The organism is Bacillus haynesii (assembly GCF_001969855.1).
Lineage (GTDB): Bacteria > Bacillota > Bacilli > Bacillales > Bacillaceae > Bacillus > Bacillus haynesii.
Window position 1 is genome coordinate 123,031 of the sequence record NZ_MRBL01000024.1, and the last position, 21,699, is coordinate 144,729.

Below are 21,699 nucleotides of genomic sequence, written 5' to 3' on the forward strand. Positions count from 1 at the left end.
CAAATATGCTTCTCCACAAATTTATGCGCATAGCGGAGGGGTTATGATAAAAACTTGTTCTCCAAAAAGTTAACGGATCGTTAACATCCGATTCAGCGCAAGAATGGCATCTTTTGCGATATCTTGATCAACTTTGATCACGCCTGTCGGTTCACCTTTGTCAATCTGCTCCAGCGACCACAGCAAATGCGGCATGTCGATTCTGTTCATTGTCAAACAAGGGCACATGTCAGGATTAAGGGATTCGATTTGTTTATCAGGATGTTCTTGAATGATGCGTGAAACAAGGTTCATCTCTGTTCCAATCGCCCATTTGCTCCCCGGTTTTGCTTCATTAATCGTGTCGATGATTTTTTTTGTAGACCCACTGAAATCGCTGAGTGCGACGACTTCATGAGTGCATTCCGGATGAACGATAACATTGATGTCCGGATCCCGCTCTTTAACGCTTTTGATATTCGCGACGGTAAATTTTTCGTGAACAGAGCAATGCCCCTTCCACAAAATGATTTTTATGTCTTCCAAAGCGCCGTTATACTCAAGTTTTTCTGCAATTGGATCCCATATCGCCATCCTGCTGAGAGGAATGCCGAGGTCAAATGCCGTGTTGCGTCCCAAGTGCTGATCCGGAAGAAATAAAATCCTCTCCTTTTGCGATAGCGCCCATGTCAACATGCGGGCTGCATTTGAGGATGTCACGGCTGCTCCCCCGTTTCTTCCCACAAAAGCTTTGATTTCCGCTGTCGAATTGACATATGTGAGCGGAATGACCGTATCGCCAAACAGCTCTGTCAGCTCTTCCCAGGCGCGGTTTGTCTGCAGCATGTTGGCCATATCGGCCATCGAACAGCCTGCGCGCATGTCCGGCAAAACGACAATCTGTTCGTCCGAAGTGAGCATATCGGCTGTTTCTGCCATAAAATGTACGCCACAGAACACGATATATTCCGCTTTTTTATTTTTTTGGGCGACTTGTGCCAGCTGGAGCGAATCTCCCGTCGCGTCCGCAAATTGGATCACTTCGTCTTTTTGGTAGTGATGCCCCGGGATAAACAGTCTTTCCCCGAATTTCTTTTTAATTTTCAAAATCTTTCCGGTCATTTCTTCTTCGGTCATTTCTTTATACAGCTCCGGCATCATGCCTGCGTTCCCGCCATGAATCAAATTTAAAATAGACATCTGTCACCTCTCCAATCCCGCTTATTTTTTCAGATCAACATTCATGCTGATATCAAGGCTTTTCGCCGAATGAGTCAAGTAGCCCAATGAAATACAATGCACTCCTGTCCCCCTGTATGCGGGGAGATTTTCAAATGAAATTCCGCCTGAAGCTTCTGTCGTAATGCCGGCGGGTGTCATTTCCGCAAATGCTTTCACCGTTTCAGGCGGGCAATTGTCAAACATAATGATATCGGCTCCAGCCGCAATCGCTTCATGGAGTTCTTGTTCAGACTCAATCTCCACTTCGATCTTGACCATATGGCCGCACGCTGACCGTGCTTTTTCAACGGCTTTTGAAATCGATCCGCAGGCGGCAATGTGGTTATCTTTAATCATAATGCCGCCGTCCAAGCCAAAGCGGTGATTGCAGCCCCCGCCGGTTTTGACCGCGTATTTTTCAAGGATGCGCAGGCCCGGGGTCGTCTTTCTCGTATCGCAAATCGCGATATCAGGATCATTCAGCCTGATGACGGATTGCTTTGTTAATGTGGCGATCCCCGACATTCTTTGGATGAGATTCAGCACGACCCGTTCGCCGGTCATGAGAGAAGCTGCACGACCTTTGAGCCGTGCGATCGTTTCCCCTTTACGAACAGCTTCGCCATCTGTTTTCAGCATGTCGACGGCGATCGTTTCATCAAGCAGCCGAAAGCCTTCCAGAATCACTAATTCCCCTGCAAACCAGCCGTCATCCTTTGCTGTGATGACAGCTTCACATTGCTGATTGTCATCAAAAACGGCTTCTGAAGTGAGATCCCCCCAGCCGATATCTTCCTTGAAAAATTCCTCAAGCATGTTCCTAAGTATGAACCGCTGCATATTTCACAATCCCTTCGTTTTGTCTCATCTTGATCCCGCCTTTTGTATGAACGATTTGCTTGCCATGCCAGTTTTTATCATCAGGCACCGGGCAATCTGAACGGTAATGGCCGCCTCTGCTTTCTGTACGAAGCAGTGCCGAGGCCGTCAACTGTTTGGCAGTCTGCCATAAATGAGCTAATTCAAGCTGTTCTTTTGTGATTTCTTTCACATTTACGATTTGAACCGGCAATCGCTCAAGCCATTCTTTCACCTTCGTCAATTCATCCTCCGTTCGCACGATCGATGCATGATCCGTCATTTGTTTCTGAATATCCTTCACATCTGTCAGAGGTACAGAAAACGTCACATCCTCAGGCTGAGGAGATCGGCCTTTGACAGGCTCCGGTTTTTGACAAACCTGAATCCGATCCGCCGCTCTCCTTCCGAAGACGATGCATTCCAAGAGAGAATTGCTTGCCAGACGGTTGGCACCGTGAAACCCGGAGCATGCGGCTTCCCCGATCACATAAAGGTTAGGAACGGCCGTTTCCCCCCATTTGTTCACAGAAACGCCCCCCATTAAAAAATGCATGCCCGGTGAAACCGGAATCCGGCCTTCTTCAATGGAAATTCCGGCTTTTTCGCATAGAGAGGAAATCGTAGGGAAGCGGCTTTTAAAGTCTGGTATACGGGAAATATCCAAAAATACGCTGCTTCCGCAGGCAAGCTTTTCGTGAATCGCACGAGATACGATGTCTCGCGGCGCTAAATCCTGCAAGGGGTGAATGCCTTCCATCACCCGCTTTCCGCTTTCATCGATCAATACAGCACCTTCACCGCGCACCGCTTCTGAAACAAGCCCGTGTGCACGCCCGTCTTTGACGAGCAATGTAGGATGAAATTGAACGAATTCCAAATCTGTGAGCTCGGCTCCCGCCCGATACGCCAAAGAAATCGCATCGCTTGTCACAGAACGGTTATTCGTGTTGATTTGAAATAGATTTCCGCAACCTCCTGCCGCCAGCACAACAAAGTCGGCTTTCCTGAGAAGGGTCTTTCCCTGGCGGTCTTTCGTCCAGACGCCACAACAGCGTCCGTCTTCAATCCATAAATCCGCCGCCGTTTCGTATTCTTTCAGCACGACGTGAGGACCGAGCCGTCCGATTAAGTGGCGGATCAGCGCCTGTCCTGTTGCGTCTCCCCCGGCATGTAAAATTCTGTTCATCGAATGCGCGCCTTCTTTTCCGAGGCTGAGCTTTCCTGATTCGTGAGTATCGAAAGGGAAATGCTGCAGGATCAGCTCATCAACAAGGCGCTGTCCGTCCTTAATGGCATCTTGGACCGTTTCGATTTGATTGTGACCGCATCCGGCATACAACGTGTCATCCGCATGAAGTGACCAGGAATCGCGAGGCGATACAGCCGATGCAATTCCTCCCTGAGCGAGGGCTGAATTGCTGTCTTTTACAGATGCTTTTGTCATCACAATCACTTCATAAGACGGCGGAATGGATGCAGCAAAAGACAACGCAGCGGCACCCGCTCCGACAACAATAATCGTCTGATGAGACATGTCGACTCCTCCTGTAAATTTACATGTGTCTTGACACCTATATTTACACATCGATACAATAAACTCAAGTATTTTTTATAGAGAATGGGAGACGAGAGCCGTGATTTATCTTGATTATGCAGCGACGACACCGGCGTCAAAGGAAGCCTTGGACGCGTTTCAAAAACTGAACACAGACGTGTACGGAAATTCGAGCAGTCTGCACGATGCGGGAGGGAAAGCCGAAAGTATTCTGCGTTACTGCCGCCAAAGGATGGCAGAACTTTTATCAGGTAAAGAAGAAGGCGTTTATTTTACGAGCGGCGGCACCGAAGCCAATTTTTTGGCGATTCACTCGATCTTAAATGGACTCCCCGCCGGGAAGCAGCGCTTTTTAATGGCAGAAATGGAACATCAGTCGATTCACATTTTGAAACAGCATCTTGAGATGCTGGGGTTTGCAGTCGACTTGATGAAGCCGAATGCTTCAGGCATCATCACAACGGAGATACTGGAACGGCACCTCCGCCCTGATACAGGTCTCGTCTCGATTCAGCATGCCAATTCAGAAACAGGCGTCATCCAGCCCCTGGCAAAGCTCTCGGCTTATCTGCATAAGCGGGACGTACTCCTGCACAGCGACTGCGTACAGACATTTGCCAAGATTCCGGTCGGCGTTGATGAGCTCGGCGCTGATGCCTTATCTGTCTCAAGCCATAAAGTATACGGCCCAAAAGGAGTTGGGGCTGTCTATATTCGGCCGGGTGTGAACTGGAAACCCGTCTACCCGGGCACTTTGCATGAAAACGGATTTAAGAGCGGCACCGTCAATGTCCCCGGAATCGGTGCTTTCATTACCGCTGCCGAGTCGACAATAAACCGTATGGATGCCGTGTATCTCAAATATCAGGAGCTGCGCGCCCGTTTTCTGGAAGGGGCAAAAACCCGGAAGCTTCCCGTCTCCCTTGCTGTGCCCGATTCGGCAAATTCTCATGTTCTGCCGCATATTATAGGTTGTTTTTTTCATTCCTTTGAAGGACAATATACTATGCTGGAATGTAATCGGAGAGGAATTTGCATTTCTACCGGAAGCGCGTGTTCTGCGGGCTATCATGAACCTTCGAATACGATGAAAGCCCTTTTGATCCCAAGGGAGCTCGCGCTTCAATTCATTCGAATTTCGTTCGGATGCGATACGACAAGCGAACATGTTGATCAGCTGTTGGACGTTTTTGAAGATATGATGCATGAGAAAGGAGACCATCGGATTGACAGACGGATTAAAACTTACGGGAGCTGAGCGGCGCCAGCAGCTGCTGGCGTGGCTGAAGGAGTCTGAGGCTCCGCTGACAGGAAGCGAACTGGCGAAAAAAGCATCTGTTTCACGGCAGGTCATCGTACAGGACATTTCTTTATTAAAAGCAAAAAACGAACCGATCATCGCAACAAGCCAAGGATACATGTATTTGCGGTCGGCCCTCGGCAAAAACCAGCCGGTTCAGCGGATCATCGCCTGTGACCACGAGCCGGAAAAAACAGAAGAAGAACTGAATCTGATCGTCGACTTTGGCGTAACGGTGAAAGATGTAACGATTGAACATCCGGTCTACGGCGACTTAACAGCTTCGATCAGGGTCAGCACAAGAAAAGAAGTCTCGGATTTTGTCAAAAAAATCTCTTCGACAAACGCCGCTTATCTGTCTCAACTGACAAACGGCATCCATCTGCACACATTGGAGGCAGATGACGAAGAGAAGATCGAACAAGCTTGTGACGCCCTGCAAAAAGCGGGCATCCTCATTCCCGAATAAAGAAAAGGTCCTTTGCCGTTATCAACGCAAAGGACCTTTCTTTTATAGTGTATATGCATTATAGGCTCCGAGCATTTTCACCTTGCAGCCCAAAGCTTCAAGCTCAGCTATTGCACCTGGAATCAGCACGTCGTCCAGTGCCATTTCAATATCAATAATGAAGAAATAATTGCCGAGACCGGTTTTTGTCGGCCGCGATTCAATTTTAGAAAGATTCAAATTTCTCCAGGCAAAAGCCGACAACACCTGGTGGAGAGCCCCCGATCTGTCCGAAGGGAGCGTCACCAGCAAAGTCGTTTTCGGCCTTCCCTTCAGCTGAGGATTGACCGGCGGGGATGCCTCATGATCCGGATGAAGCATCACAAATCTCGTGTGATTGTATTCATAGTCATGCACATCTCTTTTGACGATGTCTAATCCATACGTATCGGCTGCCATTTCATTGGCGATCACGCCGATGTTCTTGTCCGGATTTTCGCTCACGTATTTTGCAGCTGCTCCGGTGGAAGTCGCATATTCAAACGGAATGGAGCGAAATCTGCTGTGCAAAAATTTATGGCATTGCGCGATGGCATGGGAATGGGAATAAACCTTCTGAATGTCTTCCCAAGCCTCTTTTCTTGTAGGATGCACAAGCAAATGCTGACGGATGGGAGCGGTGATTTCTCCGACAATATAAAGAGGCTGTTCGTGAATTAAGTAGTCTATTGTCAGATTCACCGATCCTTCAATCGCATTTTCAAGCGGGACGACAGCCAGATCGATCTCCCCGTTCATCGCCGCATCCATACAGGCGGGTATCGTGTTAAATGCTTGCTGGTCTGCATCTGAAAAGCAGGAGCAGACGGCAAGGTGCGTAAAAGTTGCTTCTGGACCTAAATAACCTACTCTCATACTCATGATATATGACATTCTCTCCCTTTAAGCGCCTGAACCTAGTATTTCGACCTTTTCTACGAATTCCAGCTTTCTTAATTTGTTCATCAGCAAATCGATATTCTCATCCATTCCTCTCGTACTGACAGACAGCGTCACATTCGCTCTTCCTTGAAGAGGGATGGTCTGGTGGATCGACAGCACATTGCAGCCCGATTCAGCTACCACTTGCAGCAGATGGGACAGCGTTCCCGAGCGGTCCTCCAAATGAAAAAAAAGCGTGATAATCTGTTCCTTGACCATCGTATAAAAAGGAAAAACCGCATCTCTGTACTTGTAAAAAGCGCTTCGGCTCAAATCTACCTTTTGGACGGCTTCAGCTACAGATTCCGCTTTTTTCCGCTCAATCAGCTTTTTGACCTCAAGTGTTTTCCGCATTGCCTCCGGCAGCACGTCTTCCCTGACAAGATAAAAGGTCTCCTCTTTCACAGACTTTTCTCTCCTTTTAAAAACCCTGATTCCTTTGCATTAATCCGGCGAAAGGAAAGGTATTCCTTTCAGCTAAAAGTCGGAGAGCTTGCTTGGCAAACTCTCCGGTATGATCAGTCGATAAATTCAAATTCAAATTCGAGAAGACGGATCGTATCGCCGTCTTTTGCACCGCGGGCCCGAAGCGCATCATCAACGCCCATTCCGCGAAGCTGTCTGGCAAAACGCTTAACAGACTCGTCTCTTGAAAAATCCGTCATTTTAAATAAGCGTTCAAGCTTGGCTCCGCTGAGCACGAAGGTGCCGTCAGGATCACGGCTGATTTCAAACGGCGCTTCCTCATCCTCAAGCTTATACATGACTCTGTTTTCAGCCATGTCTTCCTCATCATAGAGCGGGAATTCCGGCGTCGTTTCCAAACGGTCGGCAATTTCAAACAGCAGATCCCTCAAGCCTTGTCTGGTCACCGCGCTGATTGGAAAAACAGGATAATCATCTGTAAGCTTTTCTTTGAAAGCCTTCAGATTTTCTTCCGCATCCGGCATATCCATTTTATTGGCGACAATAATTTGAGGACGTTCTGTCAGCCTCAGATTATACTGTTCAAGCTCTTTATTGATGGTCACATAATCTTCATACGGGTCGCGCCCTTCAAGACCCGACATGTCAATCACGTGGACGATGACGCGCGTTCTTTCGATATGCCTGAGGAATTGGTGTCCGAGGCCAACTCCTTCGTGCGCCCCCTCAATCAGTCCCGGAAGATCCGCCATGACAAAGCTGCGTCCGTCTTCCGTTTCGACCATTCCGAGATTCGGATTCAGCGTTGTAAAGTGGTAATCGGCAATTTTCGGCTTGGCCGAAGACACGACAGACAGGAGCGTTGATTTTCCAACGCTTGGGAAACCGACAAGACCGACATCGGCCAAAACTTTCAGCTCGAGAACGATATAGCGCTCCTTGCCGGGTTCGCCGTTTTCAGAAAGCTGCGGCGCCGGGTTGGCAGGCGTCGCAAAACGGGTATTGCCCCGTCCGCCGCGTCCGCCTTTTGCGATGACGGCTTCCTGTCCGTGCTCCGTTAGATCAGCGATGACCTGTTTTGTATCATCGTCAATGACAACCGTGCCAGGCGGGACTTTTACAACCATGTCTTCGGCATTTCGGCCGTGCTGGTTTTTAGACATGCCGTGTTCTCCGCGCACCGCCTTAAAGTGTCTTTGATATCTAAAATCCATCAGCGTGCTGAGACCTTCGTCAACTTTGAAAACGACGTCTCCGCCTTTTCCGCCGTCACCTCCGGCAGGGCCTCCTTTTGGCACATATTTTTCGCGGCGGAAAGCAACCATACCGTTGCCTCCGTCTCCGCCTTTTACGTATATTTTTACCTGATCAACAAACATAATGTCCTCCGTTCTATTCCTAAAAAAACCGCATTACTTGATATGAATTTCGGCGATGCATTCACGGTCTGTTACATCAAACCGCTTGACTTCATAAAAGTCGGCCAGTGAATGATGAAAATCTTTGATACCGGTCAGCTTTGTGAATACGCCGTGGAAATCCAAAAAGATGACGAGGCGGTCGTCCGGACCGTCCGTCTGCAGCGTGATCGTCAGATGATTGTCGCTGCCTTTCAAAACGGCATCGTCAAAAATCCCAAACAGCTTTCTGACGAGAACGACGAGCTTCTCTTCATAAGCTGACAAATCCCTGACCTGACCGATCACCTCATACTCAAGCGTCAGCGAATGGGCCATCCAGTTAAATGTAAGCAGCTCATACGCCGCACGCGGGATTTTAAGGTTTGAAAGCTTTGATTCATGCTGAGCTTCGATGACCACTTCATCAATAATTTCAAATACGCGGTCATACTTTTTTAATGTTAAGTTTCCTTTAATCAATTGCAGTTTATTCATCCAGTCGTGCCTTGAGTGGCTGAGCAGATGGATAAGCTCATGTGTCAAAGCCTTATCGTCCATATTCTTTTCTTGTTTTTTCGAAGTTTCTTCCATTTTGGCACTCCCAATCGTTTGTTCTCTCTTTTAGGAGTCTGATTCAGTTTGTACTTTGAATTATAACAGAGAAGGCAGTATAAATGAAACACGTTTATACGCTTTAACGAAGCAGAATCAGAGCGGAAACCCGGCCTTGTTCAGGCGGCAGGAAGGTGTTTTAAGCAAATCATGGTGCTGTATGTAAAAAACTCCGGTCAGAACGACCGGAGTTTCGTTTAAAGGTTAGGCTACAGGATATACGCTCACTTTTTTGCGGTTACGGCCGAAACGTTCGAATTTAACAGTTCCGTCGACTTTTGCATATAGAGTGTCATCTCCGCCGCGCCCAACGTTTTCACCTGGATAGATTTTTGTTCCGCGCTGACGATAAAGGATGGAACCGCCAGATACGAATTGACCGTCTGCACGTTTAGCACCTAGGCGCTTCGCCTCAGAGTCACGTCCGTTTTTCGTTGAACCTACTCCTTTTTTAGATGCAAAAAATTGAAGATCTAATCTTAGCATGTAGCTCACCTCCTATATTTTGTTCGTCGTTACTTTTAAGTAACCTTTGTAGTCTCGTTCGATCGTTTCAAGGGAGACGATCATGCCTTCGAGAAGGAGCTGCGCCTTTTCAAAAGCCTCCCGATCCGTACCGTCCGGGAATCCGAAAGATAAAAATCCGCCGTCTTCCCCGAGGTCAATGACCGGCTCAATGCCCGTCAGCTTCATTACGGCATTGACGGCTCCAAAGGCGACCGCCGATGCCCCTGCACAAACGAGATCCTGACCATGTTCAGCAAAATTCGCATGTCCCGACATTTCAAAGCCTAAGATGTCTTTGTTCGATCGGGATCTGGTAACCTTTGCATGAATCATATCATACACGCCTTAAGCGTTAATTTTTTCGATTACAACTTTAGTGTAAGGTTGACGATGACCTTGTTTTTTATGTTGGTTTTTCTTCGGTTTGTACTTAAATACGGTAATTTTTTTAGCGCGGCCTTGTTTTTCAACTTTGCCTGTTACCGTAGCACCTTCAACCGTAGGGCTGCCAACTTTAACATTTTCACCGCCGACAAACAATACGTTGTCAAAAGTAACTGTTTCGCCGGCTTCAGCAGTAAGCTTTTCGACGTATACAGTTTGGCCTTCTTCAACTTTGATTTGTTTTCCGCCTGTTTGAATAATTGCGTACATCTCTGCACCTCCTAATAAACTAAGACTCGCCAGTCACAGGGGGCTAAGAAAGCACTTAACACCTGTGCTGAGCGGTTGTAGCACGGGTGCTACATCCATAACATTAAAAAATATACCAGAAAAGAGCCCCAGTGTCAATGTCTTTTAGAAGGATGGACGGTCAATAAACCAAAAGCAGATCTTCCATTGAGGAAGTCGTGCGCTTGTCTGTAAAATAAGCGTGGAGAACTTCATTTTCATCCAGCTGGCTCAGTTTTTGTCCGTCCTTCTCAATAATGATCGGGTGTTTGCAACCCCTCTTAAACATGAGCATAACCTCATAAATCTGCTCTTCGGCGCACACCGTGATCGGTGCGAGGCGTCGCACTTCCCTCTCCTTTCCATAGTAGCGCTCAAGCAAAAAGCGGATATGGGTGTAATGCCGATTGCGATATTCCTGGTAAAGGGATGCAGCCAAAAATACGAGGAGCACCCAAGCGCTCAGCTGTGATGGGGAAATCAATAAAATCACCGCGATTAGAACAGCGCAGCAAAAACACGACACAGCCAGCATCATCCGCTGCGCTTTCTGATATGGAAGGTGTTTTGAAAATAACAGAAACAGCAGCTTCCCGCCATCAAGCGGCCAAACCGGAAACAGATTAATCAAGAGAATGGTCAGATTGTAAAAAGTAAACGTTTCAAATATATGAGGGCTGACGAGCGAATTGACAGCCAAAAGCCAGGCAGCAAATTGAAGCCAAATGTGCTGAACTGGCCCTGCGGCGATGACGGCCAGCTCTTCCTTTAACGGTCTGTTGCCGTGTTCATCGACTTCCAGCGTTCCTCCAAAAGGCAGCAGAAAAATGCCTTTAATTCTCCATGAAAAATAAACGGCAGCAGCAGCGTGGCCAAGCTCGTGGATTAAAATAATGATCATTAAACAAAACAGCGCTTTAATATGTCCTGTCATGATACCGATTGCCATGACAAGCCACAGCAGCGGATGAATGTGAAGCTTGGTGAAGAGCTCCGTCCATTTATTCAAATGTGATCACCTGTATCGGGTCGACAAATTCCTCTCCTTGTTTGATCGCAAAGTAATAGACGCCTTTTTGATTTTTATCCTGCTCAATCGTCCCGAGCTTCGTTCCTTTATCTATAAAATCGTATAAAGCGACATCCGCTTTTTTCAGCTGGCCGTAGTAGGTATAGCTGTTGTCCGCATGCTGCAAGACCACCGTCAGGCCTGTTTCCGGATTTTTGTCCACTTCAATGACATAGCCTTCCTTCATGCTGCGGATCGTTTCGTCTTCTGTTTCTACCTTAATGCCCTGGCCTGAGAATTTCTCCTGAACCTTTCCCATGGCAGGTACAGCGAGATCCTGATTCACCTCGACCTGGCCGGACGGTTTGGCGCCTTTCGATTGAAAGAATGCGAGGGGATCGCCGAACTTGGATTCATACCAATTCTGGAGGGCCGCAAATTGGAACTCTTCAGTAAACACCTGGCTGATGACCGGTTTGATTTGGTTTGCGGGTTCAAACTGGCCTTTGTAGGAAATGGCGGACACAAGAACAAGGCATGCCGACAGAAGACATTTCATGATGAGCGCATCCGCCTTGACAAGCGGGTGTTTCCCGTTTATCAGCAGGGAGCTTCCTTCAGGCGGAGAGAAGTCTCCTCCCTTTTCATCTTCCGAAAAGGCTGTCCATGCAGGCGGCTTGATCGGCCGCTTTTTGCCATCTGACGAAAAGGGCTGTTTGTCCGGCGTCTTCCGCTTTCTTTTCCTGGCCATTCTTTTTCGAATCTCATCTGCTCTATGACTCATAACCCTCATCCTTTACATTCAGGTTCATTTGTTCAATGATATGCCTTGTCCCAGGAGATTATGACGGAACATTGACATAAAACCAAATGGTTTCATATAATAGATAGGAAACCATTTGGTTTTACTTTTTATCTAGGAGGTCTATTATGAGCAATCAACAAGTGCCTGATATACATAAACAGGCTGTTTTTCACGCGTCGATAGAAAAAGTGTGGGAGGCCGTCGCCACCAGTGAAGGCATCGCCGCCTGGTTTATGCCAAATGATTTCCGTCCGGAGATCGGCTGTGAATTCACCCTGCAGTCTCCGTTCGGCCCCTCGCCGTGCAAAGTGATCGAGCTTGAAGCGCCGCACCGACTCGCTTTCAGCTGGGATACGTCGGGATGGATCGTCACATTTGAATTGAAAGAGCTATCTGCAGAAAAAACCGAATTTACCCTCATTCATTCAGGATGGGGCGCGCCGGAAGAAACGGTTTCAAAAGCGGGAGAAAAGCAAGCGGATGTCCGCAATCGGATGAATGGCGGCTGGGAAACGATCGTCAATCAAAAGCTGCGTCAGGCAGTTGAAGGCTAGTGACATCATCCGCTGTAAAACATGATGTGTTCCAAGCTGTTTCCGATCCCTCCCGGCGAAAGATGCTGAAGCTCCTCGCCGGCAGGGAATTGCCTGTAACAGATATCAGCAGCCATTTCCCGATGAGCCGGACGGCTGTTTCAAAGCATCTAAGAATTTTGTCCGAAGCCGGGCTTGTCAGCGGGAGAAAAGCGGGCAGAGAAAAACTGTACAGGCTTCATCCCGAACCTCTCGCCGAGCTGCAGCAGTGGCTCGCCTACTTCGATATGTATTGGGACAATAAGCTTTCCTTGTTAAAGCATAAAGTCGAAAACGATCAATGAAACTGCGAAAAAAGCAATCTCGCTTTGGAGATTGCTTTTTTGCAGCTAAGCGCGTACGCCGAAAAATGATTTAATCTTTGCGAAAACGCCTTTATTTTCTTCTTCAAACGACTGTAAAGGCACAGATTCGCCCAGCACGCGGCGGGCGATGTTCCGGTATGCGATTGAAGCTTTATTGTTCGGATCCATGACGACAGGCTCCCCGTTATTGGAAGCTTTAATCACTTCGTCATCATCCGCAACAATACCGATCAGTTCGATCGACAAGTGCTGAATGACTTCATCAACATCCAGCGTATCGCCGTTTTTCATTAAGTGGTTGCGGATCCGGTTGACGACAAGTCTCGGCGGCTCAATATTTTCTTCTTTTTCAAGCAGGCCGATGATCCGGTCAGCGTCACGAACAGCGGAGATTTCCGGTGTTGTCACGACAATCGCTTTGTCTGCGCCTGAGACCGCATTTTTATAACCTTGCTCAATCCCTGCAGGGCAGTCAATGACAATGTAGTCGAAGTCTTGTTTGAGCTGCTGGATCAGCTTGACCATCTGTTCGGGCAAAACAGCCGACTTATCGCTTGTCTGGGCGGCCGGCAGCAAATAAAGCAAATCATCGAAGCGCTTATCTTTTACAAGCGCCTGATGGATTTTGCACCGTTCCTCAACGACATCCACCAAATCATATATGATTCTATTTTCAAGGCCCATGACGACATCAAGATTGCGCAGGCCGATATCCGTGTCAACGAGACATACCCGTTTCCCCAAAATGGCCAAGGCGGTGCCAAGATTTGCGGATGTCGTCGTTTTGCCTACTCCGCCTTTCCCCGAGGTTACTACGATAGCTTCACCCAATTTTACATTCCTCCCTCAAGCCTTGTTAAACTAGGTCTTAAATGAGCTAATTGCTGAAGGCGGTCAATGACCATATTCTCATTTTCATCTAAATAAGCACATTCCATGTCGTTCCCTTCTTGGATGTTGTCTGGGGAGCGATTGAGCACATGATTGATACGCAATTGAGTCGGTCTCATATCCGAAGCCGCAATAACAGCTCGTTTATTTCCATTAAAACCGGCGTGGGCAATCCCTCTTAATGAGCCGAGGATGAAAATATTCCCTCCGGCTTTCACCATTCCTCCCGGATTCACATCCCCAATGAGAAGCAAATCACCCTCCGTTTCGAGGACTTGCCCTGAGCGGACAATTTTAGCGACAGAAATAATTTCGCTTTCCGCCTTTAAGCGGTTTGCTTCATCTTTGGTCATGACTTCACTTTCAATGGAGTGGATGAACAGATTTTGTTTCTCAGTGATCACATCGGTCAGGATCTGTTCTTGCTCCTCGGTCACATAACGGTGGCCGAGCTTAACGAGAACACTGATTTTCTGGCCTTTTCCATCCATATAATGTTCGAGTGACAGCATATCCTGAAGACCGTACAATAATTCTTCAAAAGAGCATGTGTCATCAAGATGAAGCGTCAATCCATTTTTCGTTCCTTTAATTGTTACGTATTGCTGCTTTTGGGTCTTCACGGTGTTCACCTCAACATCATACTCTTTTCGACATCGGCTCATAAAATCCTCTTTTTACTCATTCCTCAGCTCTTTCTTAAGACTGGTAAAAAACCATTTGAACGGGTAAATGAGCAAAAGGCCGCCAACGGCGTTCAGCGCAAGCGTGGGCAGGAGCCTGCCGAGCACAAATTGATGGAACGGCATGATTTCCGGACGTATCAGCATCTGCACGCCATATTGGTAGAATTCAAGAACACAAACGGCGAGCAGCGCAATAAAAATGACGACCAGCGCGTTTGTCTGCAATACTTTGAACGCTTTTGACGATAAATAGCAAATACCGGCAAAACCGAACATATATACACCTAAAAGGTCGGTGTAATTAATATCATATAACAGTCCGAAAATAAATCCATATGTAATGGCAAAAGGCTGATTGACATAAGCCGTCATAAAAACTAAGACAAGCAGCAGAAAACGCGGAATGAGCTGCTGTTCTTCCGTCACAAAAGGCAAGTTGACAAAATCCGCATAGACGCTGTCAGATACTAAAACAAACATCATGACGACGGGAAGAAGGAAGCGTTTCACGAGCCTTCCTCCTCATCGTCCATCTTGTCGACATCCACCGTATCAAGCGTTCTGTCGACGACGATGACGTTATCAAGGTTATACATATCGGCTGCCGGCTCTACATAAGCGATTTTCGTCAAGCCGTAGGAATCGGGTTCAACCTCTGTCACTTTTCCGATCGTCAGGCCTTTCGGAAAAACGCCGCCCGCACCGGAAGTTTCGACGAGGTCTCCTTTTTTCACTTCCCTGTCTTCATCAGGCTCAATGATTTCCATGGAAAGCGCCTTTTTATCGGAGTCGTAGCCATTGATGATTCCGTTCACCGTTTTCTTGCCTTTATCTGCAGCGATAACCGTAGAAATTCTGTTGTTTCTGTCTGTTGCGCTTAAAAGCTGGACGGTGGAAGTGAAATTGTTCACTTTTGTGCTTTTGATTTTTCCGATCAAGTTGCCGTTTTCATCTGTGACCGCCATATCCTTTTCAACGCCGTGCTTAGAACCTTTGTTAATCGTGATCAGGTTCCACCACTCATACTTATCAGGATTTCTGGCGATAACGGTCGCCAGAATCGGCGTGTAATCTTTAATCGATTTCAAATGGCCGAGCTCTTTTCTTAAAGACTTATTTTCATTTTCAAGCTCTTGCAGCTTTGCCTCGTATTGCGTCTGGCCGTCGAGCTTTTTCCGCAGGCGCTCATTTTCGCTGTACGTATTTTTTAAGTCTTCGATATTTTCAAAGAAACCCGCAAAAAATTGAGCGGGCGTATGAAAAATCGTCTGGAATACACCTGTTGTATCGCCAATAAATTTTTCGGGCCAAGTTGCATTCCGGTCATTCTTTAACGAAAATCCAATCATTGCCACTAAAATGATGATACAAAGGAGTAAAAGCATCAACCGTTTATTCGTAAAAAACTGCGGCATGATTATACACCTCTTCTATTCCCTGTGTCCTTAATTTTTGCCTTTAAATAGATGAATTTGCTCGAGAGCTTTACCTGTTCCGATCGCTACACAGTCAAGAGGGTCTTCCGCAATTAAAACCGGCATTTTCGTTTCTTCGCTGATGACTTTGTCCAGGTGGCGCAGCAGTGCACCGCCTCCCGTCAGGACGATTCCGCGGTCCATAATATCAGCCGCGAGTTCAGGCGGAGTTTTTTCAAGCGTATTTTTCACGGCATCGACAATTGCAGTCACAGTGTCGCGAAGCGCCGCTGTAATTTCTTTTTCAGTGATTTCAATCGTTTTCGGCAGACCTGTTAAAAGGTCGCGGCCGCGGATTTCCATGCTTTCTCCGTTTTCAGAAGCTTCGGCAGAACCGATTTCAAGTTTGATCGCTTCCGCTGTACGGTCACCGATCATCAAGTTATATGTTTTTCTAATATAAGTAATGATTGCTTCATCCATTTCATCTCCGGCAACGCGGATAGACTGGGAGGTAACGATGCCACCGAGGGAAATAATCGCGACTTCGGTCGTTCCGCCGCCGATGTCGACCACCATGCTTCCAGTCGGCTCCCAAACAGGAAGGTTGGCACCGATCGCGGCTGCAAACGGTTCTTCAATCGGATATGCATCTCTCGCTCCGGCCTGGCGAGTGGCGTCGATAACCGCACGCTGCTCAACCGCCGTAATTCCCGACGGGACACAGACCATGACATACGGCTTTCTCGCAAATAAGCCTTTGTTTTTAACAGCTTTGCTAATATAATGTTTCATCATTGTCGCTGTTGTTTCATAATCAGCGATTACGCCATCCTTCATCGGGCGGAGGGCAACGACATTGCCGGGCGTACGTCCGATCATGTTTTTCGCATCATTTCCGACTGCAACGATCTGTTTTGTATCTGTTTGCAGTGCAACGACAGAAGGCTCCCTGACGACAATTCCTTTACCTTTCACAAAAACAAGCGTATTCGCCGTTCCTAAATCTATTCCAAGGTCTCTCGCACCAATTCCAAACATTTGTATGTATCTTCCTTTCTTAAAACAATATTCCTAAGCAAAAACCCATAAATTCTATTATAGCTTAATTTAATGAAAAAAAAAGTGTTACAAATATCCTTTTTCTTTTAAGCTCACAAATTTTTGATCACCGATGATGATATGATCGAGCAATTCGATTCCAAGCAGCTGTCCGGACTCGTGAAGGCGCTGTGTAACTTCTATGTCTTCGCGGCTCGGAGCCGGATCTCCGGACGGATGATTGTGGACGCAGATGAATGAAGCTGCGGAGCGCTTTAAAGCTTCTTTAAACACTTCCCGCGGATGGACGATTGAAGAGTTCAAGCTTCCTATAAAAACCGTGCGCTTGTGGATCACCTGGTTTTTCGTGTTGAGATACAGGCATACGAAGTGCTCCTGAGACAAAAAGCGCATATCCCCCATTAAAAAATTGGCCGCATCTTCGGGAAAACGGATCACATAACGGTCTTTGCAAGCCAGGCTGTGAATGCGCCGGCCAAGTTCAAGCGCCGCCAAAATCTGCACGGCTTTTGCGCGGCCGATCCCGGAAATGCTTGAAAGCTCCTCAGCGGATGCTTCTTTTAACAAACGGAGGCCGTCAAACGTTTGAAGCAGCCGGCTTGAAAGCTGAAGAACCGATTCTTTTTTCGTCCCGGTCCTGAGCAGTATCGCAAGCAGTTCATGGTTTGACAAACTTTCGGCGCCGGTGTTGAGAAGGCGCTCCCGCGGCCTTTCTTCATCAGGAAAATCCCTTAATTTCAATGGCAGATCGCTTATGATAAACCCTCCCTTTTGATTCCCTTCTCGTTCGGTGCATCAAAAGGAGTGGAGATCAAACGTTTTCAGCATTCTCATCGTTTTCGAAATCGGAAGGCCCATAACTGTATAATAGTCTCCCTTTATCTGTTTGACAAAAAGCGCGCCTTTTCCTTGTATTCCGTATGAACCGGCTTTATCAAACGGTTCTCCCGTAGCGATGTAAGCGCTGATTTCCTTTTCTTCAAGAGGCCAAAAAGAAACTTCGGTTTCTTCAAAAAATGTTTCGCACCTCTCGCCGTCCTTAATGCAGACGCCGGTGAGCACTGAATGGGTCTGTCCCGAAAGCATGCTCAGCATCCTTTTTGCATCTTCGGCATCTTTGGGCTTGCCCAAATAAGCCCCGTCATAAAAAACAATGGTGTCGGCGCCTAGCACGACGGCTTCAGGATATTGTTCGGCTACTGCGCGCACTTTTTGTTCCGCCAACCATTTGACGTTTTCTGCTGGTGAAAAGTTTCGAATTAATTTTTCTTCCGCGTTGCTCGTAACGATGCTGTACGGAATCTGCAGGAGATCGAGGAGTTCCTTTCTGCGGGGTGATTGAGAAGCCAATATGAGCTGTCGGGTCATAAGAAGCCATCCTTTCAAAGGTTTTTGCATAGGAAAAAAAGATACCTGTTTTATCCTACCAAAAGAACGCCGCCGCCACAATTTCAGAAAAATAACTTTTTAATGACAAAAATCGCGAAAATAAAAAAACCAGCACGTCTGCTGGTTTTTTATTTATTTAATTTGACCCAGCAATAGCTGCTGGCTCTTCCAGCCGTTGGCTGCGGTCGGTTTCTCCAGCAGGTTGACGGCTTCTAGTATACTCTTCTTTACCTCTTCAGATTCACCTTTTGATTTGGCGCCGTCAAGTTCAGCTTTGACATCGGCTATGTTTTGAGATGTGACCTCCGCGCCGAGAATCGCTTTTGCCGACAGCTCAGCCGCTTCTTTAAAAGGCTCAAGCAAACCGGGCTCGAGTGCAACCGGAAGCTCTTTTCCGCCCCACGCTTCAAAATCGTTTTCGATTAATATTTTGCCAAGTTCAGATGTCATCTGCTTTTCACCCGTTATTCCGGCGATCACATAAAACCCGTCGTCCTTGGCAATCGAAACGGCGGCGTACCCCTTGTCTGCGATTTGAGAGGCCAGCGTCTCCGCTCCTTCTTTAGATGAAAACTTGCCGGCTTGAACGGCAAAGCTGTTAAAAGATTCTCCCGCTTGTCCGCTATTTTTTTCTCCGCTCTTTTTCTCATCGGCATCGGAGTCACCGGCTTTAACCGTCTGCCCGTTTTCCGCATCCGCACCCAGGCTGCCGGAAGCCGGCACTCCTTCTTTATGGGTTGCGAGATTCAGTGCAAACAGCCCGAGTCCCGTGCCGAGCAAAACAGCAAAGATAATGGTCGCAGCAAAGCGCTTCACAGGATACGTAAGGGACGTTTTCGTTTTTCGGTTGTTTTTGGCTTCATTTTTCTTTTGATAAGGCGCCACCACTTTAGGATCGTCTTTGTAGACGGTTTCTTCTTCATCTGGAGGCGTCCATGTAAATTCACTTGTTTCAGGTGTGCCGTCCTCTTTTGAAGCCGATATTTCCCGTTCTGCCTTTCTCTTTTCTTCCCAGTTCGAAAAGGTGAACTTCTTTTCTTCATTTCTGTTGGAAAACTCTTTTTCATTTCCGTAGATGGTCTCTTCTCTGCCGTTGATCATCACTTTGAGCGGGTCTTCCTGGGGCGCTTTTTTAGCTGAGTTTTTCTTGCTTTTCCTTTTTTTCATGTGCTTCCCTCGCTTTCCGTTTATTGTTTTATATTAAGATTAGGCGGCAGGTTGGCCGCTCTCTATACGATCGGCAGAGGGAAGCCAGAAGGAAGGAGGAGTTCTCCCAAAGGCTGTCCCTCTTATTGTCCACACTTTATCACAGCCTCAAAAAAAAAGAACAAGACTTTTGTCGTCTTGCCCAAAAAGGTTTCGTCAAATTTCTCACCACCATACTGTTTGAAGGTACCACTCAATCATTGGATCACCATAGAAACAGCTCGTCAGCGTCCCGATCAGAATCGCGGGAGCAAACGGCATGGGTTCATTTTTCTTCAGCTTGCCTGCCAGCAGTGCAATAAGACCAAGCATCGTCCCTGCGGCTGCCGAAAGGAAAAAAGCGAGAACGAGGAGGCGGCTGCCGAGCGCCATGCCGATCACCGCAAACAGCTTTACGTCTCCCCAGCCGATTCCCCCTTTCGTCAAAAGCAGTGTCAAGAGGGGCAGCATACCGCCGACCAACGCACCGCTCAAACCCGAATGCCACTGTTCGAGGGGAACAAAGAACCGTCCGATGGCAAAGACAAGCAGGAAAAAACAAAGAACAGCATCCGGAATGACCATATGTGTCACATCAGACACAAAGACGACCAAAAGCATGGAAATAAGAGCAAGCACAATCACCAGCTCCCCCTGATGCCCAATGTGCATGCCGGCAAACGCAAATAGAATGGCGGCGGAAAGCTCAACTGCCGGATACACGATCGATACCGGGGTTTGACACCCTTTGCACCTCCCCTGCTGCATCAAATAGGACAAAACCGGTATCAGCTCCGCGAAGCCAAGCTGCCTTTTGCAGACCCGGCAAAGGGAACGCGGAGCAATCAATGATATCTTTTCAGGAATGCGGCGCCCGGCCGAATTAAAAAAGGAACCGAGCACTAAACCTGCCGTAAAAAGGTAAAAGATGAACATCATGATCAGCCTCGCAGAATCAAATTTAACCGCTTCATGGAAAAGAGCAGCTTCCTGAGGCTGTTATTTTAGCAAATATGAAACGCCTCCGCTTTTCATAAAACATAAAAATGCGCCGTCAGCCGATGGCCAAAAGCGCATTTTTATGTTTTATTCAGTTAAAGCTGCCCTGACGGCGGAAATAAAGTAAAGCGACCCGGTAATAACGATCACCGCTTTTTCATCTTCAGCTTGTTCTTCGATATAGCGGAAAACCGAGCCGATGTCTTCATCATATGTTTTATGATCAGCGGCACTTTGCTCAAACAGCTTTTGAGCGGATTCCGCCCTCGGGAAATCAAAGGATGTGAAGTGAATCGATGACGCAAACGACTCGATTTTGCGGATCATGTCTCTGTACGGCTTATCTTTGAGAGCGCTGAAACATACGTGAATATTCCGCCCGTCGAAGTGGGACGTGATCGTCTCGGCCAGCCGCTCCACTCCTTCTTTGTTATGAGCGCCGTCAATATAAACAAGAGGCCTGTTCAATACCTTCTCAAACCGGCCTGGCCATCCCGCGTTACGAATACCGCGTTTCAGCTCTTTTTCACCGATGAACACATGTTTTTCGGCTGTCAGCCATTCGGCCGCAAGTATTGCTAAAGAGGCGTTTTGCCGCTGATGGGTGCCGATCAGGCTTGTTTCAATTCTTTCATAATGATGTAACGATGTTTTAAGCGAAAATTGCTCTCCATCAGACAGTGAACGCTCCCCGTACAGCGCGCAATCCTCGTGAAGGGATATAAAAGCAGATTCTGTCTCCATCGCCTTTCGCTTTATCACCTCAGCTGCTTCATGCTGATGAACGGCTGTGATAACAGGAACGCCGCGTTTGATGATCCCCGCCTTTTCTGCGGCAATCTCTTTTAATGTACTGCCTAATATCGCCGTATGGTCATGGCCGATCGAAGTGATGACCGTTAACATCGGCTTCACGACGTTTGTCGAATCCAAACGGCCGCCTAATCCCGTTTCGAAAATAACAAAATCGGTGCTCCGGTATTTAGCAAAATATAAAAATGCGCATGCCGTAATAATTTCAAATTCTGTGGCGGCTCCGAATTCGGTTTTTTCAAGCTCAAGGACGAGAGGCCCGACCTCATTAAAGAGCGCCGTCCATTCTTCGTCTGAGATCGGTGCGCCGTCAACGCTGATCCGTTCGTTAAAGGTGATGATATACGGTGATGTGAAGGTGCCTGCTGTATAACCGGCTTCATTTAATACCGAACGGAGAAAAGCGATCGTTGAACCTTTTCCGTTTGTTCCGGCAACATGAACCGCATTGAGCTTTTTCTCAGGGTGCCCGAGCTTGCTCAGCAGCCATTCCATTCGTTCCAAACCCGGCTTCACGCCGAATTTAAGCCTTCCGTTAATCCAGCTGAGTGCTTCATCAAACGTTTTGAACAAGCGCATTCCTTC

Annotated in this window: 26 protein-coding genes and 1 other annotated feature; of the genes, 4 read left to right on the forward strand and 22 right to left on the reverse strand. The window is 47.5% G+C overall.

What is annotated here, in order from left to right; genetic code table 11:
• Nucleotides 1–69: 69 nt before the first annotated feature.
• The 3 genes from nadA to nadB are packed head-to-tail and all read right to left on the reverse strand — an operon-like array spanning nt 70 to nt 3,595.
• Complete coding sequence (nadA, locus tag BTA31_RS19410) at nt 70–1,179, reverse strand: quinolinate synthase NadA (protein WP_076793569.1); 1,110 nt, start codon at nt 1,177–1,179, stop codon at nt 70–72.
• Nucleotides 1,180–1,200: 21 nt separating this feature from the next.
• The gene (gene nadC / locus BTA31_RS19415) at nt 1,201–2,040 is read right to left on the reverse strand and encodes a carboxylating nicotinate-nucleotide diphosphorylase (protein ID WP_076793570.1); all 840 of its coding nucleotides are present in this window, start codon (nt 2,038–2,040) and stop codon (nt 1,201–1,203) included.
• Nucleotides 2,021–3,595, reverse strand: a complete 1,575-nt coding sequence (gene nadB / locus BTA31_RS19420) for an L-aspartate oxidase (RefSeq protein WP_076793571.1) — start codon at nt 3,593–3,595, stop codon at nt 2,021–2,023. Before nadB ends, nadC begins: the two co-directional genes overlap by 20 nt.
• A gap of 100 nt (nt 3,596–3,695) precedes the next feature.
• Here nadB and BTA31_RS19425 point away from each other — a divergent pair, with 100 nt between their 5' ends.
• Nucleotides 3,696–4,874, forward strand: coding sequence for an IscS subfamily cysteine desulfurase (locus BTA31_RS19425; RefSeq protein WP_076793572.1), 1,179 nt, complete (start codon nt 3,696–3,698; stop codon nt 4,872–4,874).
• Complete coding sequence (locus BTA31_RS19430) at nt 4,843–5,385, forward strand: transcription repressor NadR (protein ID WP_043925404.1); 543 nt, start codon at nt 4,843–4,845, stop codon at nt 5,383–5,385. Before BTA31_RS19425 ends, BTA31_RS19430 begins: the two co-directional genes overlap by 32 nt.
• A 42-nt stretch (nt 5,386–5,427) precedes the next feature.
• Here BTA31_RS19430 and pheA read toward each other — a convergent pair whose 3' ends face one another.
• The 9 genes from pheA to BTA31_RS19475 form a co-directional block, all read right to left on the reverse strand.
• Nucleotides 5,428–6,279: a prephenate dehydratase gene (pheA, locus tag BTA31_RS19435; protein WP_193427267.1), complete on the reverse strand. Its 852-nt coding sequence runs from the start codon at nt 6,277–6,279 to the stop codon at nt 5,428–5,430.
• 27 nt (nt 6,280–6,306) lie between these two features.
• On the reverse strand, nt 6,307–6,750 hold the full coding sequence (locus BTA31_RS19440; RefSeq protein WP_003184018.1) for an ACT domain-containing protein: 444 nt from the start codon (nt 6,748–6,750) through the stop codon (nt 6,307–6,309).
• Between the two features lie 113 nt (nt 6,751–6,863).
• On the reverse strand, nt 6,864–8,150 hold the full coding sequence (gene obgE / locus BTA31_RS19445) for a GTPase ObgE (RefSeq protein WP_043925402.1): 1,287 nt from the start codon (nt 8,148–8,150) through the stop codon (nt 6,864–6,866).
• A 33-nt stretch (nt 8,151–8,183) separates the two neighbouring features.
• Nucleotides 8,184–8,762 (reverse strand): sporulation initiation phosphotransferase B, encoded by a 579-nt coding sequence (locus BTA31_RS19450; protein ID WP_043925401.1) that lies wholly within the window; start codon nt 8,760–8,762, stop codon nt 8,184–8,186.
• Nucleotides 8,763–8,987: 225 nt separating this feature from the next.
• Nucleotides 8,988–9,269, reverse strand: a complete 282-nt coding sequence (gene rpmA, locus BTA31_RS19455) for a 50S ribosomal protein L27 (RefSeq protein ID WP_003184023.1) — start codon at nt 9,267–9,269, stop codon at nt 8,988–8,990.
• A gap of 12 nt (nt 9,270–9,281) precedes the next feature.
• Nucleotides 9,282–9,623: a ribosomal-processing cysteine protease Prp gene (locus tag BTA31_RS19460; RefSeq protein ID WP_043925400.1), complete on the reverse strand. Its 342-nt coding sequence runs from the start codon at nt 9,621–9,623 to the stop codon at nt 9,282–9,284.
• A 12-nt stretch (nt 9,624–9,635) separates the two neighbouring features.
• A complete protein-coding gene (rplU, locus tag BTA31_RS19465; protein WP_035338332.1) occupies nt 9,636–9,944 on the reverse strand; it encodes a 50S ribosomal protein L21 in 309 nt (102 codons plus the stop codon).
• 12 nt (nt 9,945–9,956) lie between these two features.
• Nucleotides 9,957–10,031: a sequence feature (ribosomal protein L21 leader region), on the reverse strand.
• Nucleotides 10,032–10,104: 73 nt separating this feature from the next.
• Nucleotides 10,105–10,971: a M50 family metallopeptidase gene (locus BTA31_RS19470; protein WP_076793574.1), complete on the reverse strand. Its 867-nt coding sequence runs from the start codon at nt 10,969–10,971 to the stop codon at nt 10,105–10,107.
• Nucleotides 10,964–11,755 carry a M23 family metallopeptidase gene (locus BTA31_RS19475; RefSeq protein WP_076793575.1) on the reverse strand — a complete coding sequence of 264 codons (792 nt, stop codon included), beginning with the start codon at nt 11,753–11,755 and terminating at the stop codon, nt 10,964–10,966. Before BTA31_RS19475 ends, BTA31_RS19470 begins: the two co-directional genes overlap by 8 nt.
• A 146-nt stretch (nt 11,756–11,901) precedes the next feature.
• Between BTA31_RS19475 and BTA31_RS19480 the strand changes: the two genes are divergently transcribed.
• Nucleotides 11,902–12,330, forward strand: a complete 429-nt coding sequence (locus tag BTA31_RS19480; RefSeq protein WP_076793576.1) for an SRPBCC family protein — start codon at nt 11,902–11,904, stop codon at nt 12,328–12,330.
• Nucleotides 12,330–12,653: an ArsR/SmtB family transcription factor gene (locus BTA31_RS19485; protein WP_043925396.1), complete on the forward strand. Its 324-nt coding sequence runs from the start codon at nt 12,330–12,332 to the stop codon at nt 12,651–12,653. The genes BTA31_RS19480 and BTA31_RS19485 overlap by 1 nt, the downstream gene beginning before the upstream one ends.
• Before the next feature lie 45 nt (nt 12,654–12,698).
• On the opposite strand, the gene minD is transcribed toward BTA31_RS19485, so the two are convergent.
• From minD to BTA31_RS19535, 10 genes are all read right to left on the reverse strand, one after another.
• Complete coding sequence (gene minD, locus BTA31_RS19490; protein ID WP_043925395.1) at nt 12,699–13,505, reverse strand: septum site-determining protein MinD; 807 nt, start codon at nt 13,503–13,505, stop codon at nt 12,699–12,701.
• A gap of 2 nt (nt 13,506–13,507) precedes the next feature.
• The gene (gene minC, locus BTA31_RS19495) at nt 13,508–14,188 is read right to left on the reverse strand and encodes a septum site-determining protein MinC (RefSeq protein WP_076793603.1); all 681 of its coding nucleotides are present in this window, start codon (nt 14,186–14,188) and stop codon (nt 13,508–13,510) included.
• A gap of 54 nt (nt 14,189–14,242) precedes the next feature.
• Entirely contained in the window at nt 14,243–14,761 is a 519-nt protein-coding gene (gene mreD, locus BTA31_RS19500; protein ID WP_043925394.1) for a rod shape-determining protein MreD, read from the reverse strand.
• Nucleotides 14,758–15,666, reverse strand: coding sequence for a rod shape-determining protein MreC (mreC, locus tag BTA31_RS19505; protein ID WP_003184040.1), 909 nt, complete (start codon nt 15,664–15,666; stop codon nt 14,758–14,760). Before mreC ends, mreD begins: the two co-directional genes overlap by 4 nt.
• A gap of 30 nt (nt 15,667–15,696) precedes the next feature.
• A complete protein-coding gene (locus tag BTA31_RS19510) occupies nt 15,697–16,707 on the reverse strand; it encodes a rod shape-determining protein (RefSeq protein ID WP_003184042.1) in 1,011 nt (336 codons plus the stop codon).
• Nucleotides 16,708–16,794: 87 nt separating this feature from the next.
• Nucleotides 16,795–17,469 carry a RadC family protein gene (gene radC / locus BTA31_RS19515; protein ID WP_043925393.1) on the reverse strand — a complete coding sequence of 225 codons (675 nt, stop codon included), beginning with the start codon at nt 17,467–17,469 and terminating at the stop codon, nt 16,795–16,797.
• 54 nt (nt 17,470–17,523) lie between these two features.
• Nucleotides 17,524–18,096, reverse strand: a complete 573-nt coding sequence (locus tag BTA31_RS19520; protein WP_076793577.1) for a Maf family protein — start codon at nt 18,094–18,096, stop codon at nt 17,524–17,526.
• Between the two features lie 153 nt (nt 18,097–18,249).
• Nucleotides 18,250–19,284 carry an SPOR domain-containing protein gene (locus BTA31_RS19525; RefSeq protein ID WP_076793578.1) on the reverse strand — a complete coding sequence of 345 codons (1,035 nt, stop codon included), beginning with the start codon at nt 19,282–19,284 and terminating at the stop codon, nt 18,250–18,252.
• Between the two features lie 204 nt (nt 19,285–19,488).
• Nucleotides 19,489–20,238 (reverse strand): prepilin peptidase, encoded by a 750-nt coding sequence (locus BTA31_RS19530; RefSeq protein ID WP_076793579.1) that lies wholly within the window; start codon nt 20,236–20,238, stop codon nt 19,489–19,491.
• A 150-nt stretch (nt 20,239–20,388) separates the two neighbouring features.
• A complete protein-coding gene (locus tag BTA31_RS19535; protein WP_338152978.1) occupies nt 20,389–21,687 on the reverse strand; it encodes a bifunctional folylpolyglutamate synthase/dihydrofolate synthase in 1,299 nt (432 codons plus the stop codon).
• Nucleotides 21,688–21,699: the final 12 nt, after the last annotated feature.